We start from the raw sequence: 13,199 nt of genomic DNA on the forward strand, positions 1-13,199 counted from the left end.
GCTGATTGTATGGCAATCAGTATTTTTAAAGGAGATATTATACCATGACAAAAAAACAAAGAAAATTGTTAAATCGCATCATCGTCGCTGCTATTTTATTTATAGCTGGCATGATAATTCCCCATATATTACCCGAAAATTCTATAACAACTTATGTTGAATTTGCCGTATTTTTGGCAAGTTATGCAATCATTGGTTGGGATATCATTTGGAAAGCAATTTGTAACATCAGACAAGGTCAAGTATTTGATGAAAACTTTTTAATGATGGTTTCAACAGTCGGCGCTTTCATTCTCGGCGAACATTCTGAAGGCGTAGCCGTTATGCTGTTTTACCAAATAGGTGAATGGTTCCAATCCTATGCCGTTTCTAAATCACGTAAATCTATTACAAGCTTAATGGATATTCGCCCAGATTATGCCAATGTAGAACGTGACGGCAAACTCGTTGAAGTTGACCTAGATGAAGTTCAAATCGGTGAAATTATCACTGTAAAACCAGGTGAAAAAATTCCTATTGATGGTATTGTCGTAAGTGGTATTTCCATGCTCGATACTTCCGCATTGACTGGTGAATCTCTACCACGTGAAATCGAAGAAGGCATGGAAGTCATCAGTGGTTGCATAAATCAATCTGGTATCTTAAAAATAAAAACCACTAAAGAATTTGGTGAATCAACTGTTGCCAAAATTCTCGACTTAGTAGAAAATTCCAGTGAAAAGAAAGCTCGCACTGAAAACTTTATAACTCGTTTCGCTAAATATTACACACCGATTGTCGTTTTTGCTGCTTTAGCACTCGCAATCATTCCTCCTCTTGTAACTGGCGATGCTTTTTCTGAATGGGTTTACCGTGCATTGACTTTCCTTGTTATCTCTTGCCCATGTGCACTTGTAATCTCAATTCCACTCAGCTTCTTCGGTGGTCTTGGCGGTGCCTCTAAATGCGGTGTATTAATAAAAGGCAGCAACTATTTAGAAGCTCTCGCTAATACACAAATCATTGTATTTGATAAAACAGGTACATTGACAAAAGGTTCTTTTGCCGTTTCTAAAATTCATGCTAAGGATATAAGCAATGAACAATTGCTTGAAATTGCTGCTTATGCTGAAAGCTATTCAACTCATCCTATTTCTCAATCCATCAAACACGCATATAACAAAGAAATAAATAATTCTCGCATTCAAAACGTACAAGAAATCGCAGGTCATGGTGTATCAGCTGTAATTGATGATAAAACCGTACTTGCTGGCAATGCCAAACTCATGAACCGTGAACACATTCAATATGAACCATGCACAGAAGCTGGCACTGTCATCTATGTAGCAATTGACAATAAATTTGTCGGATACATCTTAATTGAAGATGAAATCAAAGATGATGCTCCATTTGCCATCAAAGAATTAAAAGCTAACGGCATTAAACAGACTGTTATGTTGACAGGCGATAACGATGCTGTAGGTAAAAAAGTTGCTAAAAAATTAGGCCTAGACAAGGTATACACTCAATTATTACCAGCTGACAAAGTAGCTCATGTTGAAGAATTACTCCAAAGCCTTCATCAAACAAATCCAAAAGGTAAACTCGCCTTTGTCGGTGATGGTATAAATGATGCTCCTGTACTCGCTCGTGCTGATGTAGGTATTGCCATGGGCGGTCTCGGCTCTGATGCTGCAATCGAAGCTGCTGATGTCGTTTTAATGACAGATGAACCATCTAAAATCGCTACTGCTAAAAAAATTGCTCGCAAAACGCTTGCAATCGCTTATGAAAATATCGTATTTGCTATCGGCATTAAATTAATCGTCTTAGCACTAGGTGCACTCGGTTTTGCCTCCATGTGGGCAGCAGTTTTTGCTGATGTTGGCGTTTCCATAATCGCAATTTTAAATGCTATTCGCGCTTTGAATGTAAACAAATATAATACTAACTCTATATCAAATACTACAAAGACAAATTTTTCTACTGTAAGCTATAAAACAATTTAACATTTCATAAAAAAAGACGCTTGTAAGCTAAAAACTTCAAGCATCTTTTTTATCGTCATGCGTTGGACAACTCACTTCAAATAAATCATCAATTGCTTTATGTAATAAATTCGTTATCTTCGTATCTGCCAATGTATAATAAATCTCTTTTCCTTCTCGTCTGCTGACTATCAAGCCATGTTTTTTCAACACTTGCAAATGGTGCGATACTGCTGCTGTACTCATATCTATAGCTGCTCCGATATTGGATACACATTCTGTGCTATGACATAAGAGCCATAAAATTCTAAGCCTTGTACCATCTCCTAATTGATTAAAAATGCGCGCTACAATCGCAAAATCATCTACTTCTGGCATTTTTTCTAAAACATGATTAATATTTTGTCCATGATTATGCGGTAAATTATAATGTTTCATTGTTTTTAACTCCCTTATCAACATTATCTTTTATTATATCAATAAATAATAAGTTACCAAAATAAAGATTTTAAACTCATTATATAAAAATTATAAACTATACCCAACAATTTATTTTTAACTTTGGCTTTGTTATAATTATTATAATTAATTTTTTATGAGGAGATGATTTTTTGCTCGGTTCTCGTTTAAAAACTGTAGCTGATTTTGTACCACCTAAAAGCATTATAGCCGATATAGGCACAGACCACGGCTATTTACCTATAGAATTAATAAAATCTGGCAAATGCCCAAAAGCCATTGCTGGAGATGTCAACGAAGGCCCTTATTTAGCTGCTAAACGCTCTGTTCGCGATGCTGGTTTATTATCTAAAATCGATATCAGACTCGGCAGTGGTCTTTCTATTCTGCAAAAAAATGAAGTTGATATCGCCATTTTCTGTGGCATGGGTGGAAACTTAATCCGCCAATTATTGATAGATGAACCTGATATCGTAAATTCTTTAAAAGGACTCATTCTTCAACCGCAACAAGGCTATAGCGCACTTCGCCATTATTTATACGAAATAAATTGGCATATCGCTGATGAAGCTATTGCTAAAGAAGATGGTCGAATTTATCAGATAATCTATGCAGTGCCTGGCAAAGCGGATATGCCAAGTGAAATTGAATTTGAAATCGGTCCTATTTTAAACAGCAAACGCCCGCCTTTATTTGCTGAGATGGTCAATGAATTCATCACTAAAGCCAATCGTTCACTAAAAGGCATGAATAAATCTGAAAAGGCTAGAGCTAGCCAGCATTATGTAGATTTACAAAATTATGTTCAAAAATTGGAGGCTTTATTATGATAAAATGCCAAGTTGTAATGAATGCTATGGATGCTTTTGCTCCGCGATATTTAGCTGAAGATTGGGATAATGTAGGCTTATTAATCGGCAGTCCCGCACAAAATGTTCATAAAATTTTAACGTGCCTTGATGTGACAGAAAGTATCATCGATAAAGCTATTGCCGAAGGCTATGACATGATTGTTTCACATCACCCATTTTTATTTAGAAGCATGAAACGTATAAATACAGATAAACCGCTTGGCAGAATGATACAGAAATTATTGAGCCATAATATAGCCGTTTTTGCCGCTCATACAAATCTTGATACGACATTTGGCGGTGTAAACGATGTATTAGCGCAAAAATTAAATTTAACTGATTTAAAACCACTCACGATAAGCTATCGCGAAGAGATTTTAAAATTAGGCGTAAACGTTCCAAATGATTATGCAGACGCCGTTCGCCAAGCTATTTGCAAAGCAGGTGCTGGATTTATTGACAATTACAGTGATTGTTCATTCCAATTTGTAGGTGAAGGCAGATTTACACCACTTGAAAACGCTACTCCATTTATCGGTACACAAGATAAAAATGAAGTGGTAACTGAAACACGCATTGAAACAATTTTCCCTGCTAAGATAAAAAATCGCGTTATAAAAGCATTGTTAAAAGCTCATCCTTATGAAGTTCCAGCATACGATATAATTCCTACACAAAACGTTTATCATGAAAACGGCTTAGGGCGCATAGGCAAATTACAAATACCAATGCTCCTCACTGAATTTGTCAAAATGGTAAAAGAAAATTTGCCTGGTGATACATTCCGCTTTGTAAAGGGCAATGATAAATTAGTTCAAAAAGTAGCTTTATGCTCTGGTGCTGGCGTGGAATTTCTCGATAAAGCATCTATGCAAGGCGCTGACACGTATGTAACAGGTGACGTCAAATATCATGAAGCACAACACGCCCAAGAACTCGGCATAAATCTCATTGATGCAGGTCACTTTGGCACAGAAATGCCAGTCGTTAAAACACTTGCCACTTATCTGCAAAATGAAAATATCAAAAATAAATGGCAAATTGAAGTTACTGCTGACACATCAGCTCAAGATGTTTTCACTACCATTTAAATTTAATTTCAAATATAAAATAAATCATATAAAAGAGGTATAAGCCATGAGAGCAGGAATGGAACAATTTATCAATAATCCTATTTATACAATAACTGCTGAAGCTATGTCCAACGGTCGCGACAATATAGAAGTCGTTGGTCAAATGCTCAAAGCAGGCATTAAATTCATTCAATACCGCGAAAAGACAAAACCAGCGCTTGACCGCTATAATGAATGTTTAAAATTAAGACAAATGACTCGCGATAATGGCGCAATCTTCATCATTGATGATTTTATCGACTTAGCTATGGCTGTTGATGCTGATGGAGTGCATATCGGTCAGACCGATTTACCAGCTCAAGTAGTGCGCCAATTAATCGGAAACGATAAAATTATTGGTTTATCTACTCATAACGAAGAACAACTTCAAAAAGCTAATATGCTCGGCGATATCATTGATTATATCGGTGTAGGCCCTGTTTACGCTACACAAACTAAAAAAAATGCTGTTCCTGTTGGCTTTTCCTATGTAGAATACGCTACTAAAAATTCTAAACATCCATTTGTTGCCATCGGTGGTATTAAAGAACACAATATCTGTGATGTAGCTGCACACGGTGCTAAAACTTTTGCTATCGTATCTGAAATCGTCGGCGCTGATGATATCGTAGGCAAAATCAATTCGATAAAAAACACTTTGCAAAAAAAATAATAATCTATAGAAAGAGATGATTTTATGCGTTTAGAAGAACAAATGAAAAATGGTCTATTATACCGTGAGTTCGGACACAAAGACCCTGTTGACCAAGAATACGAAAAAGTCATTGAAGCACAACGCGTCCATGCTAAAGAAATGATGTATGACTTTAATAACACGCGTCCAAGTGAAATGGAAAAAAGAACTGCAATTTTAAAAAATCTTTTAGGCGCGGCAGGCGATGGTATTTACCTTGAGCCACCAGCTCATTTTGCTTATGGTTGCAATACTTTTATCGGCAAAAATTTCTACGCTAATTTTAATTTTCAAGTTGTAGATGATGGTGAAGTGCATATCGGTGATGATGTCATGATTGGGCCAAATGTATTAATCTGTGTAACAGGACACCCACTTTATCATGAATATCGCCTTGGCGGTACACAATTCTCCTTGCCTATTCACATTGGAAATCGCGTTTGGATTGGTGCAGGAGCGATGATTATGCCAGGCGTTACCATTGGTGATAACAGTGTAATCGGTGCTGGTTCGCTCGTAACTAAAGATATTCCAGCTAACGTTCTCGCTTATGGTTCACCATGCCGCGTAATTCGTGAAATCGGAGAATACGATAAAAAATTCTATCGCAAAAATATGCCAGTAAACGATTTTAAATAAGACTAAAACAACAAAAGCTGATTTATTGCCAGATATTTAGCAACAAATCAGCTTTTTATTTTTCTAATATATTATTTTAACATTTCATCTTTTTTAGTTAAAATAGCTGCAACAGCTGTACAAGCAGGACAATCACAGAATTTTGCTCCAGCTGCTTTGATACTTTCAGCATGAGCTAATACATCTTTTGCTTTTTCACCAAAAACTTTTGCGCCCATTTCTGATTTAGCAAAATTAATTAAGCCATCAATCGGCATGATATCTGCTTCAAGTTCAGCAATGTATTTTTGTGTCTGTTCTTTTTCCTTATCTGTGCCTACAGCGCTAAGCCAATCTTCAGCAGCTTTTTTAGCTTCAGCGCTGCAAGAAACAGCATTCATTAAATCATGTGTTTTAGTTACGACAAAATCCAATACATTTTTTTCCATAATATAATACACCACTTTTTCTAATTTTTATACTCGCTTTTTACCATAACGAGCTATTAATTACATTATAGCAGGTTTTTTTATATATAATAGTAGACACTATTTTATTACTTAGTCACCTTAAAGTAACCATCAAAAATCTCGAATAAAACCCTTATTAATACCAATTAAATAAAGATTTACCTTCATCAAGTGTTTCAATCCGCTGCATTTCTTCTTGCGAAAGTTTAAAATCAAAAATATCTAGATTTTCCTTTAAACGTTCAATTTTGGATGATTTAGGTATTACTATTATATTTTTTTGCACTAAATATCTCAAAGCAATTTGCGCTGAAGTTTTCTTATGCACTGTACCTATTTCAACAAGTATTTTTTCTGCAAATATATTTCTTCGTCCTTCTGTAAAAGGCGCCCAAGCTTCCATTTTTGTGCCATATTCTTTCATAAGTTTTTGCAGACCAGTCTGAACAAAGTAAACATGCGCTTCTACTTGATTTATCGCTGGCATAATCTCACATGAAGCAACAAAATTTTTATAAAAATTCTCATTAAAATTTGATACACCAATCGCTCTTATTTTTCCTGCTTTATACGCGTCTTCTAACGCTTTATACATTTCTAAAGCTTCTTTATATGGTTCATGAATGAGCATCAAATCTATATATTCTAAACCTAAATTGCGCAAAGAATTATCTATACCTTTTTGAGATAATTTATAACTATGGCTAGGTGAATATAATTTTGTAGTGATAAATAATTCTTCACGTGATATACCACTATTTTTTATAGCATACCCTATTTCTTCTTCATTTTTATACATCTGTGCCGTATCAATTAAACGATAACCTTCATTAATAGCAGCTGTTACAGCTTTAATACATTGCTCACCATGTAAATCCCATGTTCCTAAACCCAAAATAGGCATCTTTATGCCATTATTTAAAGTTAAAAATTCCATATAAGCTCCTCTCATTTATTTTTTCTTATTTCATATACAAGATAATCAAGGCAATCCAATTTATTCTGACTCATATGCAATTTTTCGAGCAAGTCCGCTCTATACGCAAATAAAAGATGTAATTGTTCTTGTTTTTTTCCAGCCTCTTCTAATTCTAAAAATCGCTCAATTAAGTCTTGATTACAACCTGCATCTTTTAAATTACGCAATAATAATTGTTCACTATCCAATTTAGTTGTCATCATATCACGCCCTCATCTAAAATATTAAACCGTATCACATTTTATTTATACTAAAAGTGTATAGCTCTTAATTTTAAATAACAAATACTTTGTTTTTATACGATACTATGCTTGACAGGTATAACTTATAAAATTATGCTAAGATAAAGAATATATTATAAAAGGAGTGCATCTTTATGGAAATTCGTGTACTTCGTTACTTTTTAGCTATCACTCGTGAAGAGTCTATAACAGGAGCTGCTAATTCTCTACATATAACACAACCTACGCTCTCCCGCCAAATCAAAGACTTAGAAGAAGAACTCGGACAAAAACTATTTGTACGAGGCAGCCACCGCATCACTTTAACTGCCGAAGGCATGCTACTGCGCAAACGTGCCGAAGAAATCATAGCCATGGTAGATAAAACTCAACAAGAATTTTACTCTATGAAAGGCAATTTAAGTGGCGATATTTATATCGGTGGTGGCGAAACAGAAGCGATGAATTATATTGCCTCTGTCTGTCATGAAATTCAAATCGATTATCCCGATATTCGCTACCATCTTTACAGTGGCAATGCCGAAGATGTTACAGAACGACTCGATAAAGGACTGCTTGATTTCGGTCTTTTAATCCAGCCTACCGATATCACTAAATACAATTATTTAAACATACCAGCTAAAGATAGATGGGGCGTATTAATGCTAAAAACTTGCCCACTTGCCAAAAAAGAAGCAATCAAAGCCACTGATTTAATCGGCCTTCCTTTGATTTTTTCTCGCCAAGTATTGCAAAGTCGCATGGAAACAAATGACCTTGCAAAATGGTTTGGCAAAGACTGGAAAGATTTAAATATCGTTACTACATTTAATCTTGTCTACAATGCCACTATAATGGCTAAGCAAGGTATAGGATACGTCATAACTTTAGATAACCTAGCCGATACTTCCGATGATAGTCCACTTTGTTTTCGCCCATTATCACCTAAAATCGAATCTGGACTTGATATCGTTTGGAAAAAATATCAAGTTTTTTCTCCTGCAGCAAAATTATTTTTGAATAAATTAAAAGAAAAATTTTCTAACCTTTAAAAACAATATTTTACTTTAAATCTTGATAACAAAAGCCTTAGGATAACCTAAGGCTTTTTTCATAAATTAAATTTCGCCAAAATATTTCCTGCAAAAATCATTCCGTGCATGCTGGAAATATCTGACTCTATTTCATCTTTAGCTACTACAGACAATCTACTTTTTAATGCTAAATAAATAGAATAATGGTACATATAGACATTTTCATTCGTATTTCGTTCAATTATTAATTGTTTATAATGATATCTATATCTTTGCAAATCAGGTTTTATTCTCTTGTACATCTCTAAAATATAATCATTGTGTGCCGCTTTAACTACTAAATCATGAAATCTTTCATCATTTTTGCAAAACAGTTCATCATCAATCGGTTTATCATTACCCTTGCGAAAATTCAATAAGATTTCTTTTAAAACCATGAGTTCTGCTTTAGTTATGCGCTTAGCTGCTAAATATGCAGCTTGTCCTTCTAAAAATTTACGCGCTTCATAGAGATAAAAACATTCTTGCGGACTTATCTTGCGCACTGTTAAAAATCTTTTACTGCGCCTTTCAAGCCAACCATCTTTTAATGCTCTACTAAGTGCTACATTTACAGGTGTTCTACTGACATTTAATTGTTGTGCAATTTTTGATTCGACAATCTTATCACCTGGTAATAATATACCTTGCATAATATCATTTTTTAAATGTCTATAAATAATATCAGTTAAAATTATAAATGGATTATCTTTTTTACAAGCTTCAATATCCAATTTATCCATAAAATTCACCACCACAAGTATAATTTTTTTAATTATACTATATAAATCATCGTTTTATCTCAAGAAATTACTCTTTTTGTCTGCACCTTTAAAACAGGGAACGTACACACAAAAATTATATATAGACAACTACATGTGATATAAAATACCATGGATAAATCCCAACCGTAATAAGAAAGTATAATACTCCAAATAAAATTTAATACAGTATAAACTGTATAACCTAAAGCCCAAAACACACCAAACATAATAGTCAATTTGCGTGGGTTCATATTCGGCAATTCATGTGGAAAATTCAAATACACGGAATACTGCGAAAACATCACAAAACCACCAATTGCAAATAAAAAATATGCCATTTTCGGATTTATATATGCCATGTGTAAACCTAAAGCCATTGATATTATCATTGTAATTCCATGAATTAATAAGAATGGTTTGCGCTCAAAAGGTATTTTTCCAATTAATATACTGAATAAAGTTCCACCTATTCCGCCCATAGTAATCGCTAATATCATAAATTCAGCATTAAAATCATTATCTACTTGAGATACTAATTTCATAGGTATAGATACTAAAGACATCACATACAAAAATAAAAACCCGCCAAACCCCATAGAAAAACAATATACGAATTTATCTGTCAAAGCATCTTTATATTTATATACTTTTTCAGCTTGTGCATCTTCATTACTAGGTGAAAAATCCTTAGCAAAAACAGTCCATAAAACTAAAAGTAATATGCTACATAAACTAAACATATACATTGTATTTTGCCAATCACTAGTAACTACATCTTTATATAAAAAGAAAATAATCGCCACAGCTCCTGCACCAATATTATATGAAGCAGTAACTAATGCATTTGCTATTATCTTTTCATCATTAGCTATAAAACTAGCTACTACAGTATTCATATACACCATCACCATTGAACCACCTAATGCCATAATCATGCGCGCTATAGTGTATAACCAATAGTTTGTAGCAAATACAGCTACAAAGGAAAAACAAAGCAATACTAATGCAACTATACTAGCTTTACGTGGATTTAATTTTAATAAGATATACGCTGCTACTAAATTCGCAAAAATCCTAGCAATTGTTATCGTATAATTTATAACTTCTGAAACCATAGGCGATACCGTTTCACCGTTAAAATAATGATATACAATCTTTTCTGATAGATTTGAACCGGCTACCCAATTCGAGGCAAATACTATATACGATAACAATAATATAATAAACATTATTATTCCATGTGATTTTTTTACATTAATCATGGTATTTTGCATGATATTATTCCTTTCTCATCACAACAATTAAAACACTACCTTCTTTTCAAAAATTAATCTTACAAAAATAGCGAGATTTTCTATCTAAATAAAAATCCCGCTATTAAAATAAATATTTCTAAATTATATAGTTTTATTTAAGCTACAGCTTCTATTTTCTTTTCGATAGCTTCCATAGCCGATTTTACACTTTTTGCCGATGCTATCATTTTTTCTATTTCTTCATCAGTTAATTTTGGTGTAAAGCGCTTAATAATTCCCGTATTGTTAAGCATACATGGCAAACTCAAAGCCACATCATGTATACCATATTCACCAGTTAATATCGATGACATTGGCAAAATAGTATATTCATTATATTTTATAGCTTTAATAAAACGACAAACTACCATAGCAATTCCCGTATTAGTGCAACCTTTTAAATTGATTACATCATATACAACCTGCATAATTTTCTGTTCAATCATACTTTTATTCAATTTATAATTATGATTTAAAAATTCATCCATATTATCTAGACCTAAACTTGCTATATCCACTGTACTCCATGCTACAAAACCTGAATTACCATGTTCACCTAATACATAACCATGAACAAGTTTTGGGTCTAAATGATAATAATCAGCTAAAATTCTGCGCAAACGGAAAGTTTCTAATAAAGTTCCCGTTCCAATTATCTTTTCTCTCGGATAATCAAAATTATCTGATACGTAATACGTAGCTACATCTAAAGGATTAGTTACTACTAAAATAATAGCATCTTTAGTATATTGAACAATTTGCGACATTACGCTGTCCATGATTTTACAATTTGTCTTTGTTAAAATTAATCTGTCCGGTGTTTCTCCTGGTTTTATACTTGGCCCAGCTGTTATAATAATCATACTAGCATCTTTGCAATCTTCATAAGTGCCTTCATGAATGTACATATTATAACTGCCAACACATGCTGTAGCATGACTTGTATCTAAAGATTCGCCCATACATTTTTTCTCATTAATATCAATCAATACAACTTCCGAAGCTAAGCCAAAATCTACAATTTTATTTAATACTGCTGTACCGACATTACTAGCACCAACAATAACAATTTTGCCTTCATCAAACATAATTTTCGCACCTCTTTTATTATTTATAAATTTCTCACTTTTCTAACGCTTTATCTTTGACTATATTGTACCGTTATTGTTTTTTCGTTTCAAAATTCATTCTATTTTTTCGTAAATTTCATGTTAATACTATTTTTAAAATACTATACTAATGATAAATAGCATACTTTGTTTTTTATAAATGCCATAATTTACAAAATCTCATAAAAAAATGCAAAAAACAACTATAAATCTCAAATATTTTTTCATAAAAATTGTCTATATTGCCTCAATCTTGTTTTTGCTAAAGTTTTATGATATACTTTTGTGTAAAATTGTAATATAACTAAGCGATGATAAAGAGAGTAAATTATTTTTTCTTTTACAGAAAATATTGCCTTGGCTGAGAGCAATAACAGAAAAATTAATTGAAGTTCACTTTGGAGCTTCTGTAGTGAAATAAAGTAGTTACAGCGTTGACGGCGTTAACGTATTAGAGTATCAATTAGGGTGGTACCGCGAAACACAGCTTTCGCCCCTTTATGGGGCGGAGGCTTTTATTTTTGTTCAAATTTATTTAGGAGTGAAATTAATGGAACAGGAACTTAAAAGTTTACAGCAAGAAGCACTTTCTGCAATTTCCAGTGCTTCAGACCTCAATGCACTAAATGATGTGCGTGTAAAATATCTTGGTAAAAAAGGCTCTCTTACCAGCATTTTACGTGGCATGGGTAAATTAAACCCAGAAGAACGCCCACGTGTAGGCCAAATGGTAAATACAGCTCGTAAAGAATTAGAAGATGCTATCTCTGCAAAACAAACTGAATTAAAACAAGCTGAACTTGCAAACCGTTTAGCAACTGAAAAAATTGACGTTACACTTCCAGGTCGTCGTCAAGCTTTAGGTCATCTTCATCCACTTACTGTTACTTTAAACAATATTAAAAATATCTTCACTAGCATGGGATATTCCATCGCTGAAGGTCCTCAGATTGAATCCGATTACTTCAACTTTGAAGCATTAAACTTACCAAAAGACCATCCAGCTCGTGATATGCAAGATTCATTTTATATCACAGAAGATATCTTGCTCAGAAGCCAGACTTCCCCTGTACAAGCTCGTACAATGCAATCACATGAACCAAATAGCCCAATTCGCATAATTGCTCCTGGTCATGTATATCGTCGTGATGATTATGATGCTACACATTCTCCAATGTTTACTCAAGTTGAAGGTCTTTGCATCGATAAAAATATCAGCTTTGCTGACCTCAAAGGCACACTTATCACATTCTTACAGCAAATGTTCGGCGAAGATGTAAAAGTTCGCTTCCGTCCAAGCTTCTTCCCATTCACTGAACCAAGTGCTGAAGTAGATATCTCTTGCGTAATGTGTAAAGGTAAAGGTTGCCGTGTATGCAAAGGCACTGGCTGGCTCGAAATCTTAGGCGCAGGCATGGTTCATCCACATGTACTTGAAATGAGTGGCTATGACCCTAAACAAGTCAGCGGCTTTGCTTTTGGTATGGGTGTTGAACGTATTGCTATGCTCGCTTATGGCATTGATGACTTACGTTTATTCTACGACAATGATGTTCGTTTCTTACGTCAATTTTAATTCAAGGAGGC

The 13,199-nt window shown here is 33.9% G+C and carries 14 protein-coding genes and 1 other annotated feature; of the genes, 7 read left to right on the plus strand and 7 right to left on the minus strand.

Annotated features, from left to right (window positions below; translation table 11 throughout):
- The first annotated feature begins 44 nt into the window (after window positions 1–44).
- Complete coding sequence (locus CKV65_RS07670) at window positions 45–1,988, plus strand: heavy metal translocating P-type ATPase (protein ID WP_051177619.1); 1,944 nt, start codon at window positions 45–47, stop codon at window positions 1,986–1,988.
- A gap of 36 nt (window positions 1,989–2,024) precedes the next feature.
- Here CKV65_RS07670 and CKV65_RS07675 read toward each other — a convergent pair whose 3' ends face one another.
- Window positions 2,025–2,405 carry an ArsR/SmtB family transcription factor gene (locus tag CKV65_RS07675; RefSeq protein WP_027890235.1) on the minus strand — a complete coding sequence of 127 codons (381 nt, stop codon included), beginning with the start codon at window positions 2,403–2,405 and terminating at the stop codon, window positions 2,025–2,027.
- Between the two features lie 173 nt (window positions 2,406–2,578).
- On the opposite strand from CKV65_RS07675, the gene CKV65_RS07680 reads away from it, so the two are divergent.
- Genes CKV65_RS07680 through CKV65_RS07695 form a run of 4 tightly spaced genes read left to right on the plus strand, consistent with a single transcriptional unit; the run spans window position 2,579 to window position 5,722 of the window.
- On the plus strand, window positions 2,579–3,256 hold the full coding sequence (locus tag CKV65_RS07680) for a tRNA (adenine(22)-N(1))-methyltransferase (RefSeq protein WP_027890234.1): 678 nt from the start codon (window positions 2,579–2,581) through the stop codon (window positions 3,254–3,256).
- A complete protein-coding gene (locus CKV65_RS07685; protein ID WP_036254724.1) occupies window positions 3,253–4,368 on the plus strand; it encodes a Nif3-like dinuclear metal center hexameric protein in 1,116 nt (371 codons plus the stop codon). Before CKV65_RS07680 ends, CKV65_RS07685 begins: the two co-directional genes overlap by 4 nt.
- Before the next feature lie 46 nt (window positions 4,369–4,414).
- A complete protein-coding gene (gene thiE, locus CKV65_RS07690; RefSeq protein ID WP_027890232.1) occupies window positions 4,415–5,062 on the plus strand; it encodes a thiamine phosphate synthase in 648 nt (215 codons plus the stop codon).
- 24 nt (window positions 5,063–5,086) lie between these two features.
- Window positions 5,087–5,722 carry a sugar O-acetyltransferase gene (locus tag CKV65_RS07695; RefSeq protein ID WP_027890231.1) on the plus strand — a complete coding sequence of 212 codons (636 nt, stop codon included), beginning with the start codon at window positions 5,087–5,089 and terminating at the stop codon, window positions 5,720–5,722.
- Window positions 5,723–5,793: 71 nt separating this feature from the next.
- On the opposite strand, the gene CKV65_RS07700 is transcribed toward CKV65_RS07695, so the two are convergent.
- The 3 genes from CKV65_RS07700 to CKV65_RS07710 form a co-directional block, all read right to left on the minus strand.
- Window positions 5,794–6,150 (minus strand): hypothetical protein, encoded by a 357-nt coding sequence (locus CKV65_RS07700; protein WP_027890230.1) that lies wholly within the window; start codon window positions 6,148–6,150, stop codon window positions 5,794–5,796.
- A 157-nt stretch (window positions 6,151–6,307) separates the two neighbouring features.
- A complete protein-coding gene (locus CKV65_RS07705) occupies window positions 6,308–7,108 on the minus strand; it encodes an aldo/keto reductase (protein WP_051177618.1) in 801 nt (266 codons plus the stop codon).
- Window positions 7,109–7,119: 11 nt separating this feature from the next.
- On the minus strand, window positions 7,120–7,353 hold the full coding sequence (locus CKV65_RS07710; protein WP_027890229.1) for a hypothetical protein: 234 nt from the start codon (window positions 7,351–7,353) through the stop codon (window positions 7,120–7,122).
- 173 nt (window positions 7,354–7,526) lie between these two features.
- Here CKV65_RS07710 and CKV65_RS07715 point away from each other — a divergent pair, with 173 nt between their 5' ends.
- Window positions 7,527–8,423 carry a LysR family transcriptional regulator gene (locus tag CKV65_RS07715; RefSeq protein ID WP_027890228.1) on the plus strand — a complete coding sequence of 299 codons (897 nt, stop codon included), beginning with the start codon at window positions 7,527–7,529 and terminating at the stop codon, window positions 8,421–8,423.
- Between the two features lie 59 nt (window positions 8,424–8,482).
- Here CKV65_RS07715 and CKV65_RS07720 read toward each other — a convergent pair whose 3' ends face one another.
- The 3 genes from CKV65_RS07720 to CKV65_RS07730 form a co-directional block, all read right to left on the minus strand.
- The gene (locus CKV65_RS07720) at window positions 8,483–9,187 is read right to left on the minus strand and encodes a GntR family transcriptional regulator (protein WP_027890227.1); all 705 of its coding nucleotides are present in this window, start codon (window positions 9,185–9,187) and stop codon (window positions 8,483–8,485) included.
- A gap of 59 nt (window positions 9,188–9,246) precedes the next feature.
- Window positions 9,247–10,470, minus strand: coding sequence for an MFS transporter (locus CKV65_RS07725; RefSeq protein WP_036254737.1), 1,224 nt, complete (start codon window positions 10,468–10,470; stop codon window positions 9,247–9,249).
- 149 nt (window positions 10,471–10,619) lie between these two features.
- Entirely contained in the window at window positions 10,620–11,591 is a 972-nt protein-coding gene (locus tag CKV65_RS07730; protein ID WP_027890225.1) for an L-lactate dehydrogenase, read from the minus strand.
- A gap of 323 nt (window positions 11,592–11,914) precedes the next feature.
- Window positions 11,915–12,113, plus strand: a binding site (T-box leader).
- Window positions 12,114–12,162: 49 nt separating this feature from the next.
- Here CKV65_RS07730 and pheS point away from each other — a divergent pair.
- Window positions 12,163–13,188, plus strand: coding sequence for a phenylalanine--tRNA ligase subunit alpha (pheS, locus tag CKV65_RS07735; protein WP_027890224.1), 1,026 nt, complete (start codon window positions 12,163–12,165; stop codon window positions 13,186–13,188).
- The last annotated feature ends 11 nt before the right edge of the window (window positions 13,189–13,199 follow it).

It is taken from the genome of Megamonas hypermegale (assembly GCF_900187035.1).
Taxonomy (GTDB): domain Bacteria; phylum Bacillota; class Negativicutes; order Selenomonadales; family Selenomonadaceae; genus Megamonas; species Megamonas hypermegale.